General features: G+C 73.3%; 20 protein-coding genes. 12 read left to right on the forward strand and 8 right to left on the reverse strand.

From position 1 onward, the window contains the following. The first annotated feature begins 57 nt into the window (after positions 1 to 57). The gene (locus tag HLK59_RS04290) at positions 58 to 657 is read left to right on the forward strand and encodes a class I SAM-dependent methyltransferase (protein WP_171139850.1); all 600 of its coding nucleotides are present in this window, start codon (positions 58 to 60) and stop codon (positions 655 to 657) included. A 27-nt stretch (positions 658 to 684) separates the two neighbouring features. Here HLK59_RS04290 and HLK59_RS04295 read toward each other — a convergent pair whose 3' ends face one another. Continuing rightward, entirely contained in the window at positions 685 to 1440 is a 756-nt protein-coding gene (locus tag HLK59_RS04295) for an alpha/beta hydrolase (protein WP_171139851.1), read from the reverse strand. A gap of 119 nt (positions 1441 to 1559) precedes the next feature. Here HLK59_RS04295 and HLK59_RS04300 point away from each other — a divergent pair, with 119 nt between their 5' ends. Then, on the forward strand, positions 1560 to 2084 hold the full coding sequence (locus HLK59_RS04300) for a PadR family transcriptional regulator (RefSeq protein ID WP_171139852.1): 525 nt from the start codon (positions 1560 to 1562) through the stop codon (positions 2082 to 2084). Between the two features lie 20 nt (positions 2085 to 2104). Here HLK59_RS04300 and pgm read toward each other — a convergent pair whose 3' ends face one another. Next, positions 2105 to 3745, reverse strand: a complete 1641-nt coding sequence (gene pgm, locus HLK59_RS04305) for a phosphoglucomutase (alpha-D-glucose-1,6-bisphosphate-dependent) (RefSeq protein WP_171139853.1) — start codon at positions 3743 to 3745, stop codon at positions 2105 to 2107. Between the two features lie 146 nt (positions 3746 to 3891). Here pgm and HLK59_RS04310 point away from each other — a divergent pair, with 146 nt between their 5' ends. Next, on the forward strand, positions 3892 to 4539 hold the full coding sequence (locus HLK59_RS04310; protein ID WP_171139854.1) for a class I SAM-dependent methyltransferase: 648 nt from the start codon (positions 3892 to 3894) through the stop codon (positions 4537 to 4539). A 45-nt stretch (positions 4540 to 4584) separates the two neighbouring features. Here the strand turns inward: HLK59_RS04310 and HLK59_RS04315 are convergent, their stop codons facing one another. Beyond that, positions 4585 to 5940, reverse strand: coding sequence for an FAD-dependent monooxygenase (locus HLK59_RS04315; RefSeq protein WP_171139896.1), 1356 nt, complete (start codon positions 5938 to 5940; stop codon positions 4585 to 4587). 189 nt (positions 5941 to 6129) lie between these two features. On the opposite strand from HLK59_RS04315, the gene HLK59_RS04320 reads away from it, so the two are divergent. From HLK59_RS04320 to HLK59_RS04330, 3 genes are all read left to right on the forward strand, one after another. After that, positions 6130 to 6870, forward strand: coding sequence for a hypothetical protein (locus HLK59_RS04320; protein WP_171139855.1), 741 nt, complete (start codon positions 6130 to 6132; stop codon positions 6868 to 6870). Positions 6871 to 6920: 50 nt separating this feature from the next. After that, on the forward strand, positions 6921 to 7217 hold the full coding sequence (locus HLK59_RS04325; RefSeq protein ID WP_171139856.1) for a hypothetical protein: 297 nt from the start codon (positions 6921 to 6923) through the stop codon (positions 7215 to 7217). A 134-nt stretch (positions 7218 to 7351) separates the two neighbouring features. Then, positions 7352 to 8200, forward strand: coding sequence for a hypothetical protein (locus HLK59_RS04330; protein WP_171139857.1), 849 nt, complete (start codon positions 7352 to 7354; stop codon positions 8198 to 8200). 6 nt (positions 8201 to 8206) lie between these two features. Here HLK59_RS04330 and HLK59_RS04335 read toward each other — a convergent pair whose 3' ends face one another. Beyond that, on the reverse strand, positions 8207 to 11575 hold the full coding sequence (locus HLK59_RS04335) for a hypothetical protein (RefSeq protein ID WP_171139858.1): 3369 nt from the start codon (positions 11573 to 11575) through the stop codon (positions 8207 to 8209). A 293-nt stretch (positions 11576 to 11868) separates the two neighbouring features. Here HLK59_RS04335 and HLK59_RS04340 point away from each other — a divergent pair, with 293 nt between their 5' ends. Next, the gene (locus tag HLK59_RS04340) at positions 11869 to 13254 is read left to right on the forward strand and encodes a tannase/feruloyl esterase family alpha/beta hydrolase (protein WP_171139859.1); all 1386 of its coding nucleotides are present in this window, start codon (positions 11869 to 11871) and stop codon (positions 13252 to 13254) included. 10 nt (positions 13255 to 13264) lie between these two features. On the opposite strand, the gene HLK59_RS04345 is transcribed toward HLK59_RS04340, so the two are convergent. Continuing rightward, positions 13265 to 13447 (reverse strand): hypothetical protein, encoded by a 183-nt coding sequence (locus HLK59_RS04345; RefSeq protein WP_171139860.1) that lies wholly within the window; start codon positions 13445 to 13447, stop codon positions 13265 to 13267. 246 nt (positions 13448 to 13693) lie between these two features. On the opposite strand from HLK59_RS04345, the gene HLK59_RS04350 reads away from it, so the two are divergent. Genes HLK59_RS04350 through HLK59_RS04360 form a run of 3 tightly spaced genes read left to right on the forward strand, consistent with a single transcriptional unit; the run spans position 13694 to position 18363 of the window. After that, positions 13694 to 16576 carry a DEAD/DEAH box helicase gene (locus tag HLK59_RS04350; RefSeq protein ID WP_171139861.1) on the forward strand — a complete coding sequence of 961 codons (2883 nt, stop codon included), beginning with the start codon at positions 13694 to 13696 and terminating at the stop codon, positions 16574 to 16576. Next, positions 16573 to 17805 carry an SWF or SNF family helicase gene (locus HLK59_RS04355; RefSeq protein ID WP_171139862.1) on the forward strand — a complete coding sequence of 411 codons (1233 nt, stop codon included), beginning with the start codon at positions 16573 to 16575 and terminating at the stop codon, positions 17803 to 17805. The genes HLK59_RS04350 and HLK59_RS04355 overlap by 4 nt, the downstream gene beginning before the upstream one ends. Positions 17806 to 17811: 6 nt before the next feature. Then, positions 17812 to 18363, forward strand: a complete 552-nt coding sequence (locus HLK59_RS04360) for a GNAT family N-acetyltransferase (protein ID WP_171139863.1) — start codon at positions 17812 to 17814, stop codon at positions 18361 to 18363. On the opposite strand, the gene HLK59_RS04365 is transcribed toward HLK59_RS04360, so the two are convergent. Then, positions 18350 to 18754 carry an NUDIX domain-containing protein gene (locus tag HLK59_RS04365; protein ID WP_171139864.1) on the reverse strand — a complete coding sequence of 135 codons (405 nt, stop codon included), beginning with the start codon at positions 18752 to 18754 and terminating at the stop codon, positions 18350 to 18352. The two genes, HLK59_RS04360 and HLK59_RS04365, sit on opposite strands and share 14 nt — an antisense overlap. A gap of 125 nt (positions 18755 to 18879) precedes the next feature. Between HLK59_RS04365 and HLK59_RS04370 the strand changes: the two genes are divergently transcribed. Further along, entirely contained in the window at positions 18880 to 20220 is a 1341-nt protein-coding gene (locus tag HLK59_RS04370) for an esterase-like activity of phytase family protein (RefSeq protein WP_171139865.1), read from the forward strand. On the opposite strand, the gene HLK59_RS50785 is transcribed toward HLK59_RS04370, so the two are convergent. Then, positions 20221 to 20817 carry a hypothetical protein gene (locus HLK59_RS50785; RefSeq protein WP_240982193.1) on the reverse strand — a complete coding sequence of 199 codons (597 nt, stop codon included), beginning with the start codon at positions 20815 to 20817 and terminating at the stop codon, positions 20221 to 20223. It lies immediately after the preceding gene. 440 nt (positions 20818 to 21257) lie between these two features. After that, positions 21258 to 22424: a xylose isomerase gene (xylA, locus tag HLK59_RS04380; RefSeq protein WP_171139866.1), complete on the reverse strand. Its 1167-nt coding sequence runs from the start codon at positions 22422 to 22424 to the stop codon at positions 21258 to 21260. A gap of 162 nt (positions 22425 to 22586) precedes the next feature. Between xylA and xylB the strand changes: the two genes are divergently transcribed. Beyond that, positions 22587 to 24041, forward strand: coding sequence for a xylulokinase (xylB, locus tag HLK59_RS04385; RefSeq protein ID WP_171139867.1), 1455 nt, complete (start codon positions 22587 to 22589; stop codon positions 24039 to 24041). Positions 24042 to 24108 lie beyond the last annotated feature (67 nt).

Below are 24108 nucleotides of genomic sequence, written 5' to 3' on the forward strand. Positions count from 1 at the left end.
CGCGCTCGAACGTGTGCGCAGGAGCGTCATCCTTGTCGGTGGGAGATCATGCGGACCATGAGCGACGACCACACACATGTCCAGGAGTTCTTCGGTGCCCGGGCCGCCGACTGGGACGCCCGCTTCCCCGACGACGGTCCCGCCTACGCCGCCGCGGTCGCCGGCCTCGGACTGCGCGAGGGGGATCGTGTGCTCGACGCCGGCTGCGGCACCGGACGTGCCCTGCCGCCCCTGCGTGCGGCCGTGGGGCCCTCGGGAGCGGTCCTCGGGGCCGATCTGACCCCGGCCATGCTCCAGGCCGCCGTACGGGCCGGGCGGGACCGGGACGGGCAGTTGCTGCTCGCCGACGTGGCCGCGCTGCCGCTGCGCGCGGAGTCGCTCGACGCGGTGTTCGGGGCGGGGCTGATCTCCCATCTGCCCGATCCGGCCGAGAATCTGCGGGAGTTGGCGCGCGTGGTGCGTCCGGGCGGCGTGCTGGCGCTGTTCCACCCGATCGGCAGGGCGGCGCTCGCGGCACGACAGGGCCGGCGGATCACGCCGGACGACCTGCGCGCGGAGCCCAACCTCCGGCCCCTGCTGGCCGGTTCCGGGTGGCGTATGACGTCGTACGTCGACGAGGACACCCGGTTCCTGGCACTGGCCGTGCGGGACGGCTGACCGGGAGAGCCCGGCCGCTCCGCCCCTTCAGCCCCGACCGGCGACCGCCGCCACGAAGGCGTCGGGATTGTCGAACATGACGTTGTGGCCGGCGCCGGGCACGGTCACCACGCGCACCCCCGCGGCCTCCAGGCCGGCCCTGCCGTCGAGTTCACCGCTCGACTCGCCCTGCAGATACACGCGCTCGATGGCGAGTCCTTCGAGGATCGTGCGCATCACGGGCTCGGAGCCACGCCTCAGCCCGACCGCCGAGCGGTGCAGGGCACGCGGGTCGGCCAGCCGCATGGTCGCCGCCCACAGCGGGCCGACCTGTTCCAGCACGCGCGCGTAGGCACCGTCGACGAAGGCCTCCTCCTCGTGGGAGGCGATCCCGCTGCTGCCCGCGGCGGGCGGCGGGAACGCGTCCAGGTTGGCCTCCGTGAGCACCAGACGGGAGACCAGTTCGGGGCGCCGGTGGGCGAGCACCAGGGCGACGGCGCCGCCCATGCTGTGCGCGACGAGCTCGGCACCCCTGACACCCGCCGCGTCCAGCGCCGCCGCCAGGGCGCCCGCGTGGTCGTCGAGGGTGTAACCGAAGTGCTCGGGCCGGTCGCTGATGCCGTGTCCGGGCAGGTCCACGAACAGGCTTCGGTTGCCCGCGAGTTCGGGCCGGGCCGCGATGTGGGCGTGGTAGACGGACGAGACCGACCCCAGTCCGTGCACGTACACGCGCGTGGGTTCCTCGCCGGGCACCTCCGTCCACCGGATGCGGCTTCCCTTGCCGTCGAACTCGGCCTGCTTCATCGCGTCCTCCCTCGGAATCACCACCAGGACCATACATCGGTTCCGATGTATTGATAAGCCGAAGTATTCATCATCCGATGTACACCAGGCGCGCACCGGATGTACGGCAGAATGCGGGCATGCTGGAGCTCGCCATCCTCGGATTCCTCTACGACGCCCCCCTGCACGGCTACGAGCTGCGCAAACGCATCACGGCGCTGACCGGTCACGTGAAGCCCATCGCGGAGAGCACGCTCTATCCGGCGATCAAGCGCCTGGAGAAGGCCGGGCTGTTGGAGCGCGCGACGGAGCCCGGTTCCGTCGCCGCCCCACGACACGTCCTGACGCTCACCGAGGACGGCCGCCGCGATCTGCGCCGCCGGCTCGCCGAGCCCGTGCAGCGCGACATCACCGACGAGAACCGCTGGTTCACGCTGCTCGCGTTCCTCCGGCACCTGGACGACGCCGCAGCGCAGGCGGCCGTGCTGCGGCGCAGGCTGGCGTTCCTGGAGGAACCCGCGAGCTTCTTCCACGAGGGTGACCGGCCGCTGCGCGCCGAGGAGCTGGACGATCCCTTCCGGCGCGGAATCCTGACGATCGCGCGCGCCACGTCCCGCGCCGAACTCACCTGGCTGCGGGACACGCTCACCTCACTGGACGGCTGATCCGAACGGTGCCGGCCGCGTCACGCGCCCAGCGCCGCGAGCACCACCGACCTGGCCTCCTCCTGGACCTGCCGCAGGTGGTCCGCGCCGAGGAAGGACTCCCCGTAGATCTTGTAGACGTCCTCCGTGCCCGAAGGCCGGGCCGCGAACCAGGCGTTGGCGGTGGCGACCTTGATCCCGCCGAGGGCGGCACCGTTGCCGGGGGCCTCGGTGAGCACCTGGGTGACCGGCTCGCCGGCGAGGGTGTCGGCGGTGACCTGGCGCGGGGACAGCTTGGCGAGCAGGGCCTTCTCCTCGCGGGAGGCCGGGGCGTCCACGCGCGCGTAGGCGGGGGCGCCGAAGCGGTCGGTGAGCTGCGCGTAGTGCTGCGAGGGGGTCTTGCCGGTGACGGCTGTGATCTCGGAGGCGAGCAGCGCCAGGATGATGCCGTCCTTGTCGGTGGTCCACACCGAGCCGTCCCGGCGCAGGAAGGACGCGCCCGCCGACTCCTCGCCGCCGAAGCCGAGCGAGCCGTCCGACAGGCCGTCCACGAACCACTTGAAGCCGACCGGGACCTCGACCAGCGGCCGGCCGACGTCCGCCGCGACCCGGTCGATCATGCTGGACGACACGAGGGTCTTGCCGATCCCGGCACTCGCGGGCCACTGCTGACGGTGCGAGAACAGGTACGAGATCGCCACGGCCAGATAGTGGTTGGGGTTCAGCAGGCCCCCGTCCGGCGTGACGATGCCGTGCCGGTCGGCGTCGGCGTCGTTGCCGGTGGCGATGTCGAACCGGTCGCGCTGCTCGATGAGCGAGGCCATGGCGTACGGCGAGGAGCAGTCCATGCGGATCTTGCCGTCCCAGTCCAGCGTCATGAAGCGCCAGGTGGGGTCGGTGAGCGGGTTCACCACCGTCAGGTCGAGCCGGTGCTGCTCGGCGATCCGGCCCCAGTAGGCGACCGAGGCGCCACCCAGCGGATCGGCGCCGATCCGCACACCGGCGGCCCGGATCGCCTCCAGGTCCAGCACGTTCGGCAGGTCGGCGACATACGTGCCGAGGAAGTCGTAGCGGCCGGTGCCGGGTGCGGCCAGGGCACGGGCGTAGGGGATGCGCCGTACGTCCTTCAGGCCGCCGGTGATGATCTCGTTGGCGCGGTCCTGGATCCAGGAGGTCGCCTCGGAACCCGCGGGGCCGCCGTTCGGCGGGTTGTACTTGAAGCCGCCGTCGGCGGGCGGGTTGTGCGAGGGGGTGACCACCACGCCGTCGGCGAGGCCGGAGGCGCGGTTCCGGTTGTGGGTGAGGATGGCGTGCGAGACCGCCGGGGTGGGTGTGTAGCCGTCGGCCTGGTCGACGAGGACGGTCACGTCGTTGGCGGCGAACACCTCCAGGGCCGTGATCCGCGCGGGCTCGGACAGGGCGTGGGTGTCGGCGCCGAGGAAGAGCGGGCCGTCGGTGCCCTGGGCCGTGCGGTACTCGCAGATGGCCTGGCTGGTGGCAGCGATGTGGTCGTCGTTGAAGGCCGCCGCGAGCGACGAGCCGCGGTGTCCTGAGGTACCGAACGCCACGCGTTGCCCGGGCTCGGCCGGGTCCGGGTGCAGCGCGTAGTACGCCGTGACCAGGCGGGCCACATCGATGAGGTCCTCGGGCCCGGCGACCTGTCCCGCTCGCGCGTCCTGCATGTGCCCGCTCCTCCGCAAGAGTCGACCGTGGGGTACGGCCCTCATTCTCCCCTGTCCGGCCCGCCCGGACGCGCACCGGGCGGGCCGTTGTGGCTTGTGTACGGCGGGTGCGACGATGCGGGTCCGCGAGCGAAGGGGACGCCGACGTGAGCCAAGAGGACGAACGCCCGCCCGCCGCCGTGCTGTTCGACGCGCTGGGCGCCGACTACGAGAAGGCGTTCGCGCACGCCCCCGCGCACCTGTCCGCGCTGGAGTGGCTGACCGAGCGGCTGCCGCCCGCCGCGCGGACGCTGGACGTGGGCAGCGGCACCGGGCGGCCCACCGCGGCCGCGCTCGTCGAGGCGGGACACTCGGTGCTGGGGGTCGACGTCTCCCCCGTCATGGTCGAACTCGCCGCCCGTCAGGTACCCGGGGCCGAGTTCCGCTGCGCCGACATCCGGGACCTCCCCCTCGGCTCGGACTCGTTCGACGGTGTGTGCGTGTTCTTCTCCCTGCTCCAGATGACCCGCGCCCAGCAGTCGGCCCTGATGCGACGGCTGGCCCTGGCCCTGCGGCCCGGTGGGCATCTGGTGCTGTCCACCGTGGCCGCGGACGTGGAGGACGTCGAGGTGGTCTTCCTGGGCCGGGAGGTCCGCGCGACGAGCTTCGCCGAGGACGACGTGATCGCCATGGTGGAGGCGGCGGGGCTGACCGTGCTGTCGCGCCACAGCCCCACCTTCACCCCGGACCACCCCGGTGCGGGTCCCGAGCCCCACCTCTTCCTGTACTGCCGCCGCGAGGAGACCCGGGGCTGAGGCCCGAGGCACCCGAGCCGGCGTGCGAGGCGCTGCCGGCCTTGCTCAGCGCGCCTGTTCCTCCCGCGTCTCCGGCGGCTCGGCGGGCGTCGGCCCCGGCCGGCTGAAGAGAACGGCCCGGGCGACGGACGGGGCGAACAGGGCGGTGACCGGCTCGGCGAGGACCAGCACCGCGCGGAAGGCCCGCCCCACGACGGGGTCGCCCGGCGAGCGTTCCGTGACCCGGCGCAGGTACCACCCCGCGACGCGGTCCGCGGGTCCGGCGGCGACCGCGGTGCCGACCGCGCCCGGCATCCCGCGGTCCGCTCCGGCCGAGATGTCCCACGCCTGCCGCGATGCCGCGAGCAGCGCCCGCTGCACCCGGCGCGTGGTGGGGGTACGACGCCGGTCGGCGAGCGCGTCACGCAGGGCGACCGCGCTCATCGCGGCGATGGCCATGCCCTGCCCGTAGATCGGGTTGAAGGTGCACAGCGCGTCGCCGGTGGCGAGGAATCCGGCCGGGCGTCGACCGGGCAGGTCGTAGCGGCGCCGGACGTTCGCGGTCCGCCGGTAGCCGAACGCCGGTGAGAGCGGTTCGGCCTCGTCCAGCCAGCGGTCCAGGAGCGGATGCGCCAGTCGCTTGGTGTACGTCTCGAACTCGTCGTCGCCCGTGGGCGGTTCGTCGCCGCGCAGCCCGGAGACGATGACCAGGTGGCTGCCGTCCTCCAGTGGCAGCGCACCGCCGCCGTTGACCTGGAGGGGCCCGGGGTAGACGTAGTGGCCGAGGGTCTCGCCGTCGAGGGTGCCCTTCCTGCCGCGGTAGACGCGTGAGGCGTAGGCGAGCCCGGTGTCGATGGTCTCCTCGTGCGCGGTCTCGGCGTCGATCGCCGCGAGCCACTGCGGCGCCTTGGTGCCGCTGCCGGAGGCGTCGACGACCAGGTCGGCCTCCAGCGGCCGGGGTTCCGCGCCCGTGCCGCCGGAACGTTCCCGCAGAAGGACGCCCCGCACACGCGAGGCATCGCCGAGGAGCCCGACGGCCTCGGCCCCCTCCGCCACACCGATCACCGGATCGGCGAGAACCCGCCGCCGTACGATCTCCTCCAACTGCGCGCGGGAGCCGGTGTATATGTGCGTCGACGCGGGCCATCGGCGAAGCCAGCGACCGTTCTGCCACAGCGCCATGTCCGACGGCATCCCCACCCGCGGCGCCCCCGCCTCCCGCAGTTCCGTCAGGAAGCCGGGCAGCAGCGACTCCAGGGCCGTCTGCCCGCCCTCCAGCAGGACATGGGGATGCCGGCCCTGGGGCACGCCGGGCCGTGACTCGGTGGCCTCAGGGAACCGGTCGCGCTCGACGACGGTCACCCGGTCGCAGTGCTCGGCCAGCACGTGCGCCGCGAGAAGCCCCGCGAGGCTGCCGCCCACGACGACCGCATGCCGCTCGCCCCGGCCATCGCCATCGCCCCAACGGCCCGTTCCTACGGCGGAGTTCACCGATCAGCTCCCTTGGTCGCCTTGTTGTGAGAAGACACAAGTATCCTGCGCAGAAGGGCGAGTTGACCGCGTTCCGGTCCTTCGGCGCGTCTGGAACCCGCCATCCCGGGAGGAAGCCGCATGAGAAAGAAGCGCCTGCCTCAGGAATCGCCCGCCCTGCCCGAGGAACTGCGCCTTCAGCGGCAAGACCTCGTCGAGTACTGGACGCCGGAGCGGATGGCCGCGGCGCAGGGCGCGCATCGCATCGTGCCCGCGACGCATCCGTACGGCGGCTGGGCCGCGTACCACACCCGTGAGGCGGTCCCGTTCGACCCCGACGCCCCACCCGTGCACCGGCCGTCGCACACCGACGGACCGGACCTGTGGTTGCTCACGGCTGCGCAGCCGGCCCACGACGGACTCCGCCGACTGCTGGCCGCCCGCACGGGAAGGGCCCCGAAACACATCGACGTCGTCACGCGCCCGTGCCCGTCGTGCGACCTGCCCCACACTTCGGCCGTCGACACCGATCCGCCGCTGTACTACGCGTTCGTCTCCCACGGCGACCTGGCGCTCTGCTCGGTCTCGACCACCCCGACCGGCCTCGGGCTGGCCCTGCCCGGCAGCGAGGAGGCGGCGGACAGGAAGGCGTACTCGCAAGCACGACGCGGCGCGCAGTGGGCGGCGGGAGCGCGCTGCCGCCTGACCGGGCAGGTCCACGTGTGGAAGACCGCACACGTCCTGCTGGACACCCCGCACCTTGCCGTCGTCGTATGGCGGGACGACACCGTTCCGCCTTCTCCCACAAATCACCGGGAGGCGGCGGCGCGCTTCCACGCCGGCCCCCTTCTGCCGCCGGAGCCTGAACCCTACGTTGAGTAGGGGGAGATGAACGATCGGTCAGCCAACCACGCAGGGGGAAGGTGGTCAGCATGCTCGGCAAGGTCCGCAAGTCCTTCGCCAGATTCTTCGACACCGTGCGCACCGGTACGGACGACGGGCGGGACAAACGCACGCACAACCTGTTCGAGGCCGCGGCGGCCTACGTCTCGGCCTGCGCCGAGGACGACCAGGACCGGATCGACGAGGCCGTCGGCTGGGTGTCGCCGGAGGCGTTGTCGTTCGGGGTGAGCGAGCTGGCGTGCCGCGCGGTCATCGCGCTCGCGCGGGAGCGCGACGAGTCGCCGCAGACCGTGGCCCGTGACCTTCTGGGGCTTCCGGCGGCCTGATCGACGGCCCGAAGCGGTCGATTCGCCCCGTCCGGCCGGAAAACAGCAGCTCCGGGTGGGCTGGGGAGTCGTGACAAGCGGCTTCCGCGCACACTAGGGTGCGCGCCGTTGGACATACCGATGGGGAGGCTGGGATGGCCGGGACGGACGAGGACACCGTCGCCGCCGAGGACGACGCGCTCTACGTGCTCACGGCGGTGCTGCTGACGCCGGCGAAGTTCCCGAGCGTGCTGGGCGACGACTATCCGGAGGCCTGTGCGGCGCTCGGTCTCGCGCCGCTCGCCGACGGATACGGTCTGGTGCTCGGCCAGGACGGCGACGGCTCCCGCTGGACGGTCGTCGTCGACGACGTCTCGCTGGTCGCCGTCGCCATCGCGTCCTGGGACTGCGGCATGGAGTACGACCTTTCGCCCGACGAACGCTCGGTCGTCGCCGGCCTGCCGGGCTGGCCCCTCGCCGTGGCCGTCGCGGCTCCGGGTGTGCCCGCGCCGCACGATCCCGAGCCGGAGGCCGCGGACGGCCCTGCGCTGGCGCCGCCCGACACCAGCGTCTGGGGGCCGGCCCAGCGCCGGCTGGGGGCCGACGAGATCGCCCTCCAGTGGGCCACGTGGCGCGAGCAGATCGACGACGCCGACTTCCCGGTGCCGGAGGTGCCGGAGCCGGTCGAGTCCTCCGAGAAGGGCGAGGAGGACGCCTCCAGGGACACTCCCAGGGGCCACAGCGGCATCCGGCGGGTCCTCGCGGAGGCCCGCGGCTACGTGGACTCGCCGCCGCCCCTGGGCCGGGTCCGGTCGTCCTTCGCGCCGGGCGACGCCCGCACGCTGCGCGCCGACGGCCCCGGCTGGTCGCTCGTGGCCAGGACCGACGACATCGCGTTCGTGCTGCTCGACGACGAACCCGGCGAGGTGCTGCCGGTCGGTCGTGGCCCGGAGCTGCCGGGGCTGCTGGAGGCGCTCGACAAGATGGCCGTACGTCCCAGCTGAACCGGGTCATCGACGGGCGCGGCCGTCCGGGTCGACCAGTAGGGCGGCCACGACGGTGTCCGCGTCCTGGTGGGCTCTGAGCGCGTCGAGTTCGGCCCGCCAGGGTTCGTCCCAGGACGCCGCCCGGCCGCCGGCCCGGACGAGGTCCAGCGCGAGGCGGCCGGCCACGGCGGTGCCCCGGGCGCGTAGGGTCCGCGCGGCGGCGAGCAGGGCGCCACGCACGCGTGGCCGGTGCAGATCGGCCGGTACGGAGTGCCGCGCCGGCATCCGTCCCGCTCCCGCCTCGCACTGCCGCGCGACCGTCTCCCACCGGTCTTCGTCGTGTTCGCCGTCGCGTACGAGCACCATGGCGCTGTCCCAGCTCACGCGTGCGGCGTCGGCGTGGAGTCCGACGGCCTCCAGTGTCCCGGCGAGCGCGTCCAGCACCCTCGACGGCTCTCCGCCACCTCCCGGGTCCGAGTACTCGGCGCACGCGTGCAGCCGTCGCAGTGCGTCGGCACGCGTGTGTGGGTCGGCGGTACGTGCGGCCAGGGCGTCGAAGGCGTCACGGAACGCCGACTCGGTCGCCGGACCGGGCGGCAGCCGGACGAGTTGGCGCGCGACCGCGTCCCACACCGTGCGTGGACGGGCCGGGGCCGCGAGGGCGTCCGCGAGCGCGCGGAGCCCGTCGGCTCCGCCGGACCCGGGCCACGTCGCAAGCACCTGGCAGGCGGCGACCACGGTGTCCTCCGCGCCCGTCTCCACCAGCCGTACCAGGAAGGCGGCGTACGCCTCCCTCGGAACCGTGGCCCCGAGGCCCACGCGCGCGTGCACGACCTCGTCGCGCACGGCGGTCTCATCGACGGCCCCCACGAGACGGTCGGCCACGTCCCGCCGGTCGATCGCGGGCAGCAGGGCGCGGGCGAGGACGACGCGCACGTCCCGATGCTGGCGCGGCGCGTCCCAGGCCGCCAGCAGGGCTTGGAAGGCGTCCCGCCGTGGGAGGTCGGCCAGTGCCCGTACGGCTTCCTTGCGGGCGCCCACCGGGCTGTCCACGGCGCATGCCACGGGTGCGAGCAGGGGGACCGCGTCGTCGTCCGGGAGCCGTGCGATCAGCCGCCGCACCGAGGCCATCGCGGCCCGGCCGCGCACTCCCCCGGTTCCGGCGTGCCGCAGCAGGAGGGCCACGGCATCGCGGTCCTGGACATCGCCGAGGGCCACGAGCGCCGCCGCTGCCACCGGCTGCGGGGCGTCCTGAGCGAGCGCCCTCAGGCGTTCGGGGTCCCTCAGCAGCCGCGCGGCGTCGGTCCGCACGCGCAGCGGAGCCGATTCGTCGAGCACCACGCGCGCGTGATGTTCCTCCCAGGCGTCCCGCTGGACAGGCAGCCACCGTCCGGCGACGCCGGGCGCGAGGCATGGTGTCCAAGCGCCCCGGCGGGGCCGCAGCCGGCCCGTGAGTCCCTCGTGTACGGCGGCCAGGACAGGGGCGAGCAGATCGGTGCGGCGGGTGGTGACGGTCCGCAGGACGACGGGAACGGTGACGAAGGTCGGGTCCAGGGCGATGAGTTCGGCACAGCGCTGTTCGCGCAGCCGCGGCGGCCGGACCCATACCGCCGCGGCGCGCGCCGCGAGGTGCGGATCGTCGCACTCGACGGCGAGCCGTCGCGCCTCGGCGTCGAGTTCCGGCAGCAGGGTGAGACGTGTGGCCAGGAGTTCGGCGACGACGGTGCCCACCTCGGGCCGGCGCAGGGCCGTCGGTGCGATCGCCGTCCAGACGGCCCGGGCGGTCGTCTCGTCGACGTGCAACGGGGGCAGCGCGTCGGGCTGCTCCGGTCCCGTGCCGAGTTCGCCGAGCAGTCCGGCCGCGCGGGCCGCCCGGTCCGGACGGCCGGTCGCCGCCGCCCGCTCGACGACCCGGTGGAGCAGCCGTCGCGCGGCCCTGACGGTGCCTTTCGTCGAGTCGCGCGCCTGGGCGGTGGTGAGGACGGCGTCACGCAGGACACGTTCCGGCAGTGCTGCGATCAAGTGGCCGGCGGCGCCCGCGAGTTGTTCGAGTGCGGGGCGGCGCACGGCGTCCTGGTCGTGCCAGGCGCGTTCGCAGTCGGCGGCGATGCGGGCGAACTGTTCCGGATCGCCTTCGAGTTCGGCGCAGACCAGCAGGGCGGGCCAGGCCAGGGAGCGCTGTTGGACGCGGTGGTTGTCGGCGAGTGCCTTCAGCAACGGTTCGCCTTCGGCGAGCGGCAGGGCCTGTGCCGCTCGGGCCAGGGTCCACGGGCGGCGTTCGCCGCTCACCGCCCAGGGGCGGACCAGATCCGCGCGGTCGGCGGGTTCGAGTGCGGCGAGCACGTTGACCAGGGCCGGGACGGGCCGTGGCGTCGCGCTGGTGTCCTTCTCGACGATACGGCGCCGCTCGGCGGGCGGGAGGAGACCGAGCAGACCGTCCGGGGTGACGTCGGTGCGGCCCGACGCGGTGGGCCGGCGTCCGGTACTGCGGCAGTGCTCGGCGAGTTCCGCCAGGTCGCCCGCGGGCAGGGCGAGGAGCTTCCGGCGCAGCGAGGGCGGCAACGGCCCCGCGGGCACGAGGCGCTCACGGCCGCGGTCGCCCGGGGCGGAGTGGGGTGTGCGCAGCACGGCCAGTGCTTCGGCGGGCCGGGACAGGGCGGAGAGGACGCCCGCGGGAGTGAGCAGCAGCGGTGTCCGTTCCAGCAACAGGAGCGCCGCGCGCGGGTCGCGCCGGGCGGCGAGCGACGCGACGGCACGGTACCGGCGGGTCGAGTGCTGGGGCAGTCGCGCGCATTGAGCCGTCACATGGACGGCTACGGCGTAGGGGGCGGTGCGGGCGAGGGAGTTGAGGATGCCGGGTGCCGGTTCGACGCGGGGCAGCCATTCGGCCACGGTCTCGGGAGGGCAGGCGGGCAGGAGCGCGGCCGCTTCCCGGGCGCCGTGACGGGCGTGGACCTGCGGCAGCAGTCCGGCCGCCAGTGCGGTGCGGCGGCTCAGCCTGAGGAGTCGATAGGTGTCGTGGCGTACGGCCCTGATGTCGCTCAGGGCCACGCGTTCCAGGGCCTGTTCGGGTACGGGCAGTCGGATGGCCGCCGAACGGGCCCGGCGGCCGAGCAGCGGGTCCGCGAGGGCCTCCGCCACCCGTTCCAGGTCGCGGCGGACCACCGCGAGGAACAGAGCCGTGTGCCGGTCGGCGGCGTCGCCGTGGTCGAGGACCTGGCGGAGCGTCTCGTAGGCGCCCGGAGCGAGGGTGCGGGCGTACCGCGCCAGGGCGCTCGTACGGGCCGGGAAGGGCAGGCTGTCGAAGTGAGCCCTCAACCAGGCGGGCGTCAGGGGCGCCGGCGGGTTCTGGGGCTGTCGGGACGGCGTCGGGGACGCCTCGTATGTGGCCATCAGCGCTCACCGAGGAGTCGCTGGGCCCCCTTTCCGGAAGTCATGTGGGCCATGGTGGGGTGCCGCTGATCAACTGCGCAAACGGATTTCCCGCGCCCCTCCGATCACCGCTCTCCGATCACCGCACTCCGCTCACCATTCCTCGTTCGCCATTCCCCGCTCTCCGCACGGCACTTCACATACGGCCACCTCATTCCATGTGGCCCCGAACCATGGTTGGCGCCGTACACCGCTCGCACCATGAGGCAGCCCGCGACTCCCCGACCCGACACGACCCGTCCCCGGAGGCCCTCATGCAGCTGTCCCGAGGCATCCCGCTCCTCGCCGCCACGCTGGTGGCGACGGCCCTCACCTGGCCGACTCCGGCCGCAGGCAGGCCAGATGGGCACTGCGCACGTCAGCAGCGCGTCCACGTGCCGGGCGCGGCCCTCCAGCAGAGCGCGTGCCTCGGGGACCTGACGACCACCGGGCTGGCCGGCACCCCGTACACCGACATGGCCGACCAGGCGGGGCTGACGGCCAAGGCGACCCGCACCCCCTCCGGGGTCCCCGGTGTGCAGATCGACGGCTACTTCCCTGACTCCTCCCGTTTCAACGCCACCCACGGCCGGCGGCATGACGCCCAGTTCGTGATCCGGCTGCCGGACCACTGGAACGGCGGCCTCGTCGTCACGGGCGCACCGGGTACGCGCAGGCAGTACGCCACGGACACGGCGATCTCCGACCAAGTGCTCGCGCAGGGCTTCGCCTACGCCGCGACCGACAAGGGCAACAACGGCGCCGACTTCTACCGCGACGGCACCCGTCCCGGTGACGCGGTCGCCGAGTGGAACGCCCGCACCACCCAGCTCACGCGCGCGGCCAAGCGTGCGGTCGCCCAGCGTTACGGACACGCGCCGAGGCGCACGTACATGACGGGCATCTCCAACGGCGGCTATCTGACGCGCTGGCAGCTGGAGAACCATCCGGAGCTGTACGACGGCGGCGTGGACTGGGAGGGCGCGCTGTGGACCGCGGACGGCCCGAATCCGCTCACCTCGCTGCCCACGACCGTGGCCCGTACGACCGGCTCGGCGCGGGACGAGGACCTGTACTCGGTGGGCTTCGCGCGCGGCTCGGAGTTCCTGTGGCCGTACCACGAGAAGGCCTACTGGGGAGTCACGCAGAAGATCTACCGCGCGGAGTTCGACCCGGCCTACGACCCCGCCTGCCCGGGCCCGACCGCCGGAACCACCACGGAGCAGGTGCTGGCGCCCTGTGTCACCGACGCGGCCTACGACTACGCCTCACGCCCGGCGTCCGTCCATCGCGCCGTGGCCCGAGTGGCGCTGACCGGACGGATCGGCCGACCGCTGATCACGCTGCACGGCGACCTGGACGCGCTGCTGCCCGCGGCCACCAACTCCGACGTCTACGCGCGCATGATCGACGCGAGCGGGAGGGGCCGTCTGCACCACTACTACACGGTCGAGGGCGGCACACACGTCGACGGCCTGTACGACACCTATCCGGACCGGCTGCGGCCGATCCTGCCCTGCTACCGGTCGGCCTTCGACACACTGGTGTCGTGGGTGGAGCGGGGCACCCCGCCGCCCGCCGACCATGCCGTGAGCAGGCCCGCGAGCGGCGACGTGGTCGACTCCTGCACCCTGGCCGACCGGGCCGAGGCGGCCCGGTAGCCCGAGCGTCTCAGCGACCGAGCTCCTTGCGTGTGACACGGCGCAACCTGCGCCGCTGCGAGGGGTCCAGCGTGAAATACGCGGCGGCCGGTACTCCCAGGACTATCAGGAGCGCGGCCCACCACGGCAACCAGATCAGCAGAAGGATGCCGACCGCCACGCCTCCTGCGGCGATCTTCGCGTTCTTCGACATGTGTCGCCTCCTTCGCGGCCACTGCCGCTCTCTGTCCTGAAAACGGGCCCGCGCTCCCCACGGTTCCCCACCACGACCCTGAGACGTCCCTGAGGCGCTACCCCTAGGCATCCCTGAGACAGGGATACCCATCCCCTCGACGAGGTGACCCAGGTCACGGCCCGGTCATTCCGGGTAGGCCGGACAGGTGCTGTACCCTCGGCCACTCCGCGTCGAGTAGTCAAGTTTGAGGAGTGTCGCATTCCTGTGCCGAGGATTCCCGCGGCAACACCGTCCGAGATCTCTGAACTGGCACGTTGCTGTGCCGTGTTCGTCCCCGGCGACCCGGCCCGCACCGGAGGCGTCGCCTTCTGGGACCCCGACGGCGACGCGCCGCCGGCCGTCGCCTCGGGGTCCGTCGAGGACCTCACCGTCGTCGTGCCCCGCGAGGAGGGCGTGGGGACGGTGACCGTGCCGGCCGTGCTGCTTCCGGTGCGGGCGGCCCTGCCCGTCCTCACGCGTGCGCGTGCCGTCGCGCACGGCCACCGGGCGACCGTGTTCTGGGGCACGGCCGCCGTGCACGCCCTGCAGCTCGCGGCCCGTGGGCTGCTGCTGCCCGGCCTGTCCGAGGGCGACCACGACGCCTGGCGTGTGGGTCCGCTGCGCCCCGAGGACGTCGAACGCGTCCGGGCGCTGGCCGCGGCGATGCCGCCCGAGGCGCACGCCGTACCGCTCGACGACGCCGCACCGCTGCGGCTGCCCGACCCCGAACGGCTGCTGCGCGCCTTCCTCGACGCGATCGCCGACACACTGCCCCGCTCCCCCGCCGCGTCGCTCGTGACCGGCGGTGCCCCCTACGCGACGCGGGAACCGCGGCATGTGCCCGGGCACCGGGCCTGGGCGGCCGATGTGGCCGCGGGCCATGACGCGGGCGTGCGGCTGTCGCTGCGGATCGAGGTGTCCGGTCTCTCGCCCACGGCGTGGGACGAGGATCGCTCACCCGTGGCGCAGGACGAGGCCGCCCCGGCGTTCCGGGTCGTGCTCCAAGTGCACGACGTGAGCGATCCGGCGCTCGTCGCGGACGCCGCCGAGGTGTGGGCAGGGCCCGGCGGGGCGTTCGGCCCGCGCGTGCGGATGGATGCCCTGCTCGCGTTGCGCCGCGCGGCCCGCGCCTGGCCGCCGCTCGCGCCCCTGCTCTCGGCGGCCGTGCCGGACGCGCTCGAACTCGCCGACGAGGAGGTCACCGATCTCCTGGTCGCCGGCGCCCGGACCCTCGCCGTCGCCGGTGTCGACGTGCACTGGCCCAAGGAGCTCGCCCGCGAACTGACGGCCCGCGCGGTGGTCGGCCCGCCGGACGACGCGTCGGGACCCGGCAGGCTCTCCTCGGACACCCCGTCGTTCCTCTCCGCCGACGCGCTGCTGGCCTTCAACTGGCGGTTCGCACTCGGCGATCAGCAGCTCACCCGCGAGGAGCTCGACCGACTGGCCGAGTCGAACCGCCCGGTCGTGCGGCTGCGTGACCAGTGGGTCCTGATCGACCCGCAGGAGGTGCGTCGGGCCCGCGCCCAGCAGGACCGCAAGATCACCCCCGTCGACGCGCTCGGCGCCGCTCTCACGGGCTCCACGGAGATCGACGGCCACCGGGTCGAGGTGCACCCCACGGGCTGGCTCGCGGCCCTGCGGGAACGGCTCGCGGACCCCGAGGCGCAGGAGCCGGTCGAGCAGCCCGCCCAGCTCGCGGCCACGCTGCGGGACTACCAGCGGCGCGGTCTCAACTGGCTGGCGCGGACGACCTCCTTGGGGCTGGGCTGCTGTCTGGCCGACGACATGGGGCTCGGCAAGACGATCACGCTCATCGCCCTGCATCTGCACCGGCAGACGGACGCGGCGACCGCCGGTCCCACGCTCGTGGTGTGCCCGACGTCCCTCATGGGCAACTGGCAGCGCGAGATCGAGAAGTTCGCCCCCGGCACGCGCGTGCGCCGCTTCCACGGGCCGCGGCGGGACCTGGGCGCCCTGGCCGACGGGGAGTTCGTGCTCACCACGTACGGCACGATGCGGCTCGACGCCGGCCGGCTGGCCGACGTGTCGTGGGGCATGGTCGTGGCGGACGAGGCGCAGCACGTCAAGAACCCGTACTCGGCGACGGCACGGCAGCTGCGTTCCATCGGCGCACGCGCACGCGTGGCGCTCACCGGCACCCCGGTGGAGAACAACCTGTCGGAGCTGTGGGCGATCCTCGACTGGACCACTCCCGGCCTGCTGGGGCGCCTCGGCACGTTCCGCGCGCGGTACGCGCAGGCCATCGAGGGCGGCCGGGACCCGAGGGCCGCCGAGCGGCTGTCGCGGCTGGTGCGCCCGTTCCTGCTGCGCCGCCGCAAGTCGGACCCCGGCATCGCTCCGGAGCTGCCGCCGAAGACGGAGACGGACCGCGCGGTGTCGCTCACCAAGGAGCAGGCGGGTCTGTACGAGGCCGTGGTGCGCGAGACGCTCGCGGAGATCTCCGGCGCCGACAGCATGGCGCGGCGCGGGCTGATCGTGAAGCTGCTGACCGGGCTGAAGCAGATCTGCAACCACCCGGCGCAGTACCTCAAGGAGGACCGGCCGAGGATCGTCGGACGGTCCGGGAAGCTGGAGCTCCTGGACGAGCTGCTCGACACCATCCTCTCCGAGGGGGCGAGCGTGCTGGTCTTCACCCAGTACGTGCAGATGGCCCGCCTCATCGAGCGGCACCTGGCCGCCCGCGCGGTGCCCTCGCAGTTCCTGCACGGCGGCACGCCCGTCGCTCGGCGGGAGGCGATGGTCCAGCGCTTCCAGGACGGTGAGGTCCCGGTGTTCCTGCTGTCGTTGAAGGCGGCGGGCACGGGGCTGAACCTCACCCGGGCCGAGCATGTCGTGCACTACGACCGCTGGTGGAACCCGGCCGTGGAGGCGCAGGCCACCGACCGTGCGTACCGGATCGGGCAGAACCGGCCGGTGCAGGTGCACCGGCTGATCGCCGAGGGCACCATCGAGGACCGTATCGCCGACATGCTGAACCGTAAGCGGGAGTTGGCCGACGCGGTGCTCGGTGCCGGGGAGGCGGCGCTCACGGAACTGACGGACGCGGAGCTGGCGGATCTGGTCGAACTGCGAGGGGGCACACGATGAGTGACGAGCCGGAGCGCACGTTCGCGGCGTTCCCTCCCGCGCAGGGGAGGGGCTTCGCGCAGAGCTGGTGGGGCCAGGCCTGGCTGAAGGCGCTGGAGGACGCGGCGCTCGACTCCCAGCAGGTGAAGACCGGCCGCAGGCTCGCGCGCGCGGGGGCCGTCGGCGCGGTGTCGGTAAGGCCGGGGCGCATCACGGCGGTCGTCCAGGACCGCGACCGCACCCCGCACCGGGCCGATGTGCTGCTGGAGCGGTTGTCCGACGACCAGTGGGACCGCTTCCTGGACATGACCGTCGAGCGTGCCGGCCATGTCGCGGCTCTCCTGGACCGCGACATGCCGCCGCACCTGGTCGAGGACGCGGCGGCCGCGGGCGTCGAACTCCTGCCGGGCATGGGCGAGCTGGAGCCGGAGTGCGACTGCGGCGCCTGGGACCACTGCGGGCACACGGCGGCGCTCTGCTACCAGGTGGCGCGGCTGCTGGACGAGGACCCCTTCGTCCTGCTGCTGATGCGGGGCCGCGGTGAGCGCGCCCTGCTGGACGACCTCCAGGACCGCACCGCCGTACCCGATGAGGCGCCGACTCTCCGGGAGGGCGTGGACGCCGCCGAGGCGTTCGCGGCCGGGGACATCCTTCCGCCGCTGCCCGCCCTGCCCGAACTCCCCGAGGAGCCCGGTGTACCGCCTTCCCTGGACACCGAGACGCCGGCCCCCTCCGGTGTCGATCCGGCCGCCCTGGAGTACCTGGCCGCCCGGACGGCGGCGCGGGCACACCGCCTGCTGGCCGAGCGGGACGCTGTGGACGACGAGTTGACGGTCGCCCAGGATGCCGTCCGGCTCGCGGTGGGCACTCCCGACAGGGCCGTGCTGGAGCGGCTGTCGGAGGGCTCGGGGCGCACTCTGGAGGAGCTGTCGCTGGCCGTGCGCGCGTGGCGGGACGGAGGCGTGGCCGCGCTGGGCGTGCTGGAGGAGGAATGGGCCGTAGGGGGTGAGACGCTCGCACGCGCGCGTGCCGCCCTCGACTCGGCGTGGGACGAGGAGGAGCGGCCGTCGTTGCGGGCGAGGGGCAACCGGTGGACGGTCGTGGGCTCTTCGAGCCAGTTGCGCCTGGGGCGTGACGGCCGCTGGTGGCCGTATCGCAAGGAGCGGGGCCGCTGGGTGCCCGCGGGGGGTGCCGTCCAGGATCCCGCGACCGCGCTGGCCGCGGCTCAGGAGGCCGCGGAGATAGGTTGACGTGCCATGAGGCACTTCGACCAGGACATCCTCGGCGTCGCGGACGAGCTCACCGAGGCGTATGTCGAGATCTTCACCGCTCCGCCCTGGGAGCACCGGAACGCCGAGGAGACCCGCTCGGCGTTCCGGGAGCGGCTGGAGACGGACGTGCGCCGCCCCGGTTTCCGTGCCGTCCTGGCGCTCTCGGACAGCGGTGGGGTGGACGGCTTCGTCACGGGCTGGACCACGCCGTCCCCCTTCCGCAGTGACCGCGCGTACGGCAAGGTCACCTGTCGGCTCGGCGCCGACCGGGTCGACGAGCTGCTGGTCGGGGCCTTCGAGATCGACGAGCTGGGCGTACGGTCGCACGCCCGCGGCACCGGTCTGGGCCGCCGGCTGCTGTCGGCCCTGACCGCGACGGTGCCCGGGGGCCGGGCGTGGCTGCTGACCTGGGACCAGGCGCACGACACTCTCGCGTTCTACCGTCGTACCGGCTGGACGGAGCCCGAGCCGCTGTCCGGGCAGGAGACGGACGTGGTCGTGTTCCTGGCGCCCTCCAGGGCCGCTACGACTCCGTGAGGAGGCCCTGCCAGAGCATCGGCAGGACGTGGTCCCTGACCGCCGGCGCGATCCGGATGTCGTCCTCGTGTCCGGTGATCCAGCGCAGATGCGCCAGTTCGGCGGCGGGGCGGGGCACTTGGGTGAGGCGTGCGCCGTAGAGCGTCATCCGCATGGGTACGCCTTCGAGGGCCGCCACGGCCTCGACATCGGCCAGGAACCGCGGTTCCCGGGGCCGTACGCCCAACTCCTCGTCCAGCTCGCGGTACAGGGTCTCCAGGGGTGCCTCGCCCGGGTCCGGTTTGCCGCCCGGCACATAGAAGACCTCGGGAGCCGCCTGCTTGCTCACGACCAGGAGCCGCCCCTTGCGGACGATCGCGGCTGCCACGACTTCGAGTACCTCTTGTGTCATGGGCCCCATCCTCACCCACGCTCGACGAGGCACTGCCACACGTCGTTCACCCGCCGGTCGCACGGCGTTCGACACGAGGCCCAAATCTGGCCGCTGTCACCGAACTTGTTCACCCAGGAGGCCTGATGTCCCCGTCTGCCACCGGCCGGCGCCGCGTCCACCGTTCTCTCGCGGCGGGTGTGCCCTTCGCCGTGCTGGCCGCACTCGTGGCCGCTGCCCCGGCCGAGGGCGCCTCGTCGGGCGAGCCGCATGTCACCCGCACGGCGACGCTCGGGGACATCCCGCTGGGCACCTTCAGCAACGCGCTGCTGCCCGGCACGGTGGCTGACGACCGGGGCGTGGACCTCGGCGGCATCGGCAGCGACATCTACCCGGCGGGCCGCAAGGGCGAGTTCTGGACCGTCACCGATCGTGGGCCCAACGGCCAGATCAAGGTCGGCGGCACGAAGCGCCGCACGTTCCCCGTGCCCGGATTCGACCCGGCGATCGTGAGGATCAAGGTGTCGGGCGACACCGTGAAGGTGCTGGACGCGATCCCGATCACCACCTCCTCCGGCAAGCCGGTCACCGGACTGCCGAACCAGGCAGGGCGCGACGAGACGCCGTACACCTATGACGCGCAGACGCCTCTGTCGTACGACCCGAACGGGCTGGACACCGAGGGCATCGTGCGGGCCGCGGACGGGAGTTTCTGGCTCGTCGACGAGTACGGGCCGTCGCTGGTCCATGTCTCCGCGCGCGGGAAGGTGCTGACGCGCTACGTCCCCGAGGGGCTGAACCTCACCGGCACCGGCTACCCGGTGGTGGAGGCGCTGCCCGCCGTCCTGCTGCACCGGAAGATCAACCGCGGCTTCGAGGGGCTGGCCCAACTGCCGGGCGGCGACCTGGTGCTGGCGGTGCAGAGCCCGCTGTCCCTGCCGGACACCGATGCCGGAGAGGCGTCGCGGACGGCCCGGCTGCTGCGGTTCTCGCCGAAGAAGAAGGCGGTCACCGCCGAGTACGCGTACCGCTTCGACCCGGTGGATGTCGTCGACCCGAGCGAGGACGACACCTCCGAGCTGAAGATCTCCTCGGTCGTCTCCGTGGGCGGCGACCGCCTCCTGGTCGAGGAGCGCACCGACAAGGCGGCACGGCTCCAGCTCGTCCACCTGGACCGCAGGGCGAACATCCTCGGCGGCCCCTACGACGACGACTCGACGTCCCCGTCGCTGGAGCATCTCGACGATCCGGCCGCCTCGGGGGTGCCGGTGCTCGCCAAGCGCCTGGTCGTCGACCTGGGCACGGTGGACGGGGTGCCGGGGAAGATCGAGGGCGTCGCGCGCGTGGACCGCGACACGCTCGCCCTGGTCAACGACAACGACTTCGGGATGACCGACGGCACGGGCGCGTTCGACGCGCGGGGCCGCCTGGTCGACAGCGGGGTGGAGACGACGGTGACGTACGTGCGGCTGCCGCGCGGCATCTGATCACGCCAGGGGTGCGGTGAGCTTGCGGGTGCCCTCGGTGTCGGCGGCCAGGCTGCACGCCACGTTGTCGATGCCGAGCCGGTAGCCGGCCGGGTCCGGATACTGCACGAGGATGCCGCGGACGGTCCCGCCGGGCTGGTCCGCCGCCTTGCTGTCGAGGGTCTGCTCGCACAGGTCCGACGCGGCCTTCTTCAGGGCCGTGTCGGTCGTGTAGTCGCCCTCGAGTTCCGCGATCTTCACGACCTCGGCGTCGTGCGGCTTCCCGCAGGAGCGCTTGGCCGCCTGCCCGGGCCGGTCGCCGTCGGTGTCGAAGCAGTCGCCGGTCCGCAGCATGTAGTAGGGCACTTCGTCGGACGCGAAGGACGGGATCAGCGATTCGAGGCCGCTCGGGAACTCGCTCGGCAGGTCGGTGGGGAACTGCGAGGGCAGTTGGGTCGGCAGCTTCGTGGGGAGCTTGCTGGGCAGTTCGGTCGGCAGGCTCAGCGTGGGGCGGGGTGAGCTGCTCGCGCTCGCGCTGGGTTTGTCGCCCGGCGAGTCGTCGTCGTTGCCCGATGCCATCAGCACGATGGCGGCGACGGCGGCACCGACCACGAGCACGGTGAGGAGGATGAACAGCGGATTGCGGCCCCGGCCCGGGCCACCGGGCGGTTCGGGCGGCGGAGGCGGGTCCCATCCCCCGTACGAGGGCGGCCCGTCGCCTCCGGGAGGCGGACCATAACCGCCGGAGGGCGGGCCGTAACCGCCGGGAGGCGGGCCGTACCCTCCCGGAGGCCCGTAGCCCCCTCCCGAGGAGGCGAAGCCTTCAGGAGGGGGGCCGAAGCCGCCGCCGTAGGGCGGCGTGTCGTCCGGCGGCCCGGGCGGCTGAGGCGGTACGGGCGGCATGGCCATACCGTCCAGGGTCGCCGTGTGCGGGGCACGGCGCGACCCCCGCACGGAAGTTGATACCGGTTCATGCCATGGACGGCATCGTTCCGGAGCATTCCGCGCGGGGGTCGGTCACACCCGGAGGCCGATCACGCAGGCACGCACGCGTGCGTTCAGCCGCGGGCGCCCAGCAGGTGGTCCATCGCCAGCTGGTCGAGCTGCTCGAAGGCCATACCGCGCGCGGCGGCCGCCTCCACGTCGAACTCCTCGAAGGCCGTACGGTCCGCGAGCAGCGACTTCAGGCCGTCCGCCGCCGTGGGCTGGGCCAGCTCGTCCAGGCGCGCGGCACGCAGCGCCTCCTGGACCTGCGGGTCGGCACGGAAGGCGGCCGCACGCTCCTTGAGGACGAGGTAGTTGCGCATGCAGCCCGCGGCCGACGCCCAGACACCGTCGAAGTCCTCGGTCCGCGGCGGCTTGAAGTCGAAGTGCTTCGGGCCCGCGTAGCCGGCGCTCTCCAGCAGGTCGACCAGCCAGAAGGCGGACCGCAGGTCGCCCGCGCCGAAGCGCAGGTCCTGGTCGTACTTGATGCCGGACTGGCCGTTGAGGTCGATGTGGAAGAGCTTGCCCGCCCACAGGGCCTGCGCGATGCCGTGCGGGAAGTTCAGCCCGGCCATCTGCTCGTGGCCGACCTCCGGGTTGACGCCGTAGAGCTCGGGGCGCTCCAGGCGCTCGATGAACGCCAGGGCGTGGCCGACGGTGGGGAGCAGGATGTCGCCGCGCGGCTCGTTCGGCTTGGGCTCGATCGCGAACTTCAGGTCGTAACCCTGCTCGGTCACGTACTCGCCGAGGAGGTCGAAGCCCTCCTTCATGCGGTCCAGGGCCATGCGTACGTCCTTGGCGGCACCGGACTCCGCGCCCTCACGGCCGCCCCAGGCGACGTAGGTCTCGGCGCCCAGCTCGACCGCCAGGTCGATGTTGCGGACCGTCTTGCGCAGGGCGTAGCGACGCACGTCACGGTCGTTCGCGGTGAACGCGCCGTCCTTGAAGACGGGGTGCGTGAAGAGGTTGGTGGTGGCCATCGGCACCTTCATGCCGGTCGCGTCGAGGGCCTCCCGGAAGCGCTTGATGTGGCCCTCGCGCTCACTGTCCGAGGACCCGAAGGGGATCAGGTCGTCGTCGTGGAAGGTCACACCGTGGGCGCCCAGCTCGGCCAGGCGCTGCACGGTCTCGACAGGGTCCAGGGCACGCCGCGTGGCGTCGCCGAACGGGTCCCTTCCCTGCCAGCCGACGGTCCACAGGCCGAAGGTGAACCTGTCCTCGGGGGTGGGCTGGTAGTTCATGTCGCGGCTCCTTGCTCGCTTGCGACTATTTCGTCATGGCCGTTTACAAATTAGTATGCGATCGCGTCTCTGGGAAGAGACAAGATGTCTCCGACGGTCTTCGGACGGAGACACGAGCCGCTTGAGCACGCAAAACTTGAGCCCGCAAAAGGGGAGAGCCCGATGTCAGCTGCCGAGGGTCCGCTCGTCGTCGGTGTGGACACGTCCACGCAGTCCACCAAGGCCCTGGTCGTCGACGCGTCGACCGGAAGGGTGGTGGCGAGCGGACAGGCCTCGCACACCGTCTCCTCCGGGGCGGGGCGCGAGAGCGACCCACGCCAGTGGTGGGACGCGCTGTCCGAGGCACTGCACCAGTGCGGTGCCGCGGCCCGGGAGGCCGCCGCCGTGTCGATCGGCGGGCAGCAGCACGGCCTCGTCACGCTGGACGCGCAGGGCGAGCCGGTGCGCCCCGCCCTGCTGTGGAACGACGTGCGCTCCGCACCGCAGGCCACCCGGCTCATCGAGGAACTGGGCGGACCGAAGGCCTGGGCGGAGCGCACCGGCAGCGTGCCGGGCCCGTCCTTCACGGTCACGAAGTGGGCCTGGCTCGCCGAGAACGAGCCGGACGCGATCCGCGCCACCAAGGCGGTGCGCCTCCCCCACGACTACCTCACCGAGCGCCTCACGGGCCAGGGCACGACCGACCGCGGCGACGCCTCCGGCACCGGCTGGTGGGCCTCGGCGACCGAGGCGTACGACGACGAGACCCTGGCGCACATCGGCCTCGACCCCGCCCTGCTCCCGCGCGTGGTCCGGCCCGGAGAGATCTCGGGGACCGTGCGCGACCGCCACGACCTGCCGTTCTCCAAGGGCACCCTGGTCGCCCCGGGCACCGGCGACAACGCCGCCGCGGCGCTGGGCCTCGGGCTGCGTCCCGGCACGCCCGTGCTGAGCCTGGGCACGTCGGGCACGGTGTACGCGGTCTCCCGGCGGCGCCCCGCGGACCCGACCGGCACCGTGGCGGGCTTCGCCGACGCGCACGGCGACTGGCTGCCGCTGGCCTGCACCCTGAACTGCACGCTCGCCGTCGACCGTGTCGCCGCCCTGCTGGGCCTCGACCGGGAAGCCGTGGAGCCCGTGGGCCCCGACTCCGGCGTCACCCTCCTGCCCTACCTGGACGGCGAGCGCACCCCCGCGCTGCCGGGCGCCTCCGGCCTCCTGTACGGCCTGCGGCACGACACCACCGGCGGCCAGCTCCTCCAGGCCGCCTACGACGGTGCCGTCCACGCGCTCCTCGGCGCGCTCGACCTGGTCCTCGACGAGGACGCGGACCGTTCGGCCCCGCTGCTGCTGATCGGCGGCGGCGCCCGGGGCCGGGCCTGGCAGGAGACCGTACGCCGGCTCTCGGGCCGCCCCGTGCAGATCCCCGAGGCCAAGGAACTCGTCGCGCTCGGCGCGGCCGCCCAGGCGGCGGGCCTGCTGACCGGCGAGGACCCGGCCGCGGTCGCCCGGCGCTGGAACACGACCGCCGGACCGGTGCTGGAGGCCGTGGAGCGGGACGAGGCGACGATGGCGAGGATCTCCGGGGTACTCTCCGACGCGGCTCCGCTGCTGGACAGGCCGACGGAGACCGGCTGAGACCTTCGCCGCCGGTCAGGCGGGCCGCGGCTCCTCAGGCCCCACCCGCTGAGGTCGCCGCCGCTCG

The organism is Streptomyces sp. S3(2020) (genome assembly GCF_013044505.1).
Taxonomy (GTDB): domain Bacteria; phylum Actinomycetota; class Actinomycetes; order Streptomycetales; family Streptomycetaceae; genus Streptomyces.

What these genes read in the sequence shown, in the direction of transcription:
- HLK59_RS04330 (WP_171139857.1), top strand. Translation starts at nt 7,352, where the DNA reads ATGGCCGGGACGGACGAGGACACCGTCGCCGCCGAGGACGACGCGCTC.
- xylB (WP_171139867.1), top strand. Translation starts at nt 22,587, where the DNA reads ATGTCAGCTGCCGAGGGTCCGCTCGTCGTCGGTGTGGACACGTCCACG.
- HLK59_RS04290 (WP_171139850.1), top strand. Translation starts at nt 58, where the DNA reads ATGAGCGACGACCACACACATGTCCAGGAGTTCTTCGGTGCCCGGGCC.
- pgm (WP_171139853.1), bottom strand. Translation starts at nt 3,745, where the DNA reads ATGCAGGACGCGCGAGCGGGACAGGTCGCCGGGCCCGAGGACCTCATC.
- HLK59_RS04325 (WP_171139856.1), top strand. Translation starts at nt 6,921, where the DNA reads ATGCTCGGCAAGGTCCGCAAGTCCTTCGCCAGATTCTTCGACACCGTG.
- HLK59_RS04320 (WP_171139855.1), top strand. Translation starts at nt 6,130, where the DNA reads ATGAGAAAGAAGCGCCTGCCTCAGGAATCGCCCGCCCTGCCCGAGGAA.
- HLK59_RS04370 (WP_171139865.1), top strand. Translation starts at nt 18,880, where the DNA reads ATGTCCCCGTCTGCCACCGGCCGGCGCCGCGTCCACCGTTCTCTCGCG.
- HLK59_RS04335 (WP_171139858.1), bottom strand. Translation starts at nt 11,575, where the DNA reads ATGGCCACATACGAGGCGTCCCCGACGCCGTCCCGACAGCCCCAGAAC.
- HLK59_RS04355 (WP_171139862.1), top strand. Translation starts at nt 16,573, where the DNA reads ATGAGTGACGAGCCGGAGCGCACGTTCGCGGCGTTCCCTCCCGCGCAG.
- HLK59_RS04365 (WP_171139864.1), bottom strand. Translation starts at nt 18,754, where the DNA reads ATGACACAAGAGGTACTCGAAGTCGTGGCAGCCGCGATCGTCCGCAAG.
- xylA (WP_171139866.1), bottom strand. Translation starts at nt 22,424, where the DNA reads ATGAACTACCAGCCCACCCCCGAGGACAGGTTCACCTTCGGCCTGTGG.
- HLK59_RS04345 (WP_171139860.1), bottom strand. Translation starts at nt 13,447, where the DNA reads ATGTCGAAGAACGCGAAGATCGCCGCAGGAGGCGTGGCGGTCGGCATC.
- HLK59_RS04340 (WP_171139859.1), top strand. Translation starts at nt 11,869, where the DNA reads ATGCAGCTGTCCCGAGGCATCCCGCTCCTCGCCGCCACGCTGGTGGCG.
- HLK59_RS04300 (WP_171139852.1), top strand. Translation starts at nt 1,560, where the DNA reads ATGCTGGAGCTCGCCATCCTCGGATTCCTCTACGACGCCCCCCTGCAC.
- HLK59_RS04295 (WP_171139851.1), bottom strand. Translation starts at nt 1,440, where the DNA reads ATGAAGCAGGCCGAGTTCGACGGCAAGGGAAGCCGCATCCGGTGGACG.
- HLK59_RS04360 (WP_171139863.1), top strand. Translation starts at nt 17,812, where the DNA reads ATGAGGCACTTCGACCAGGACATCCTCGGCGTCGCGGACGAGCTCACC.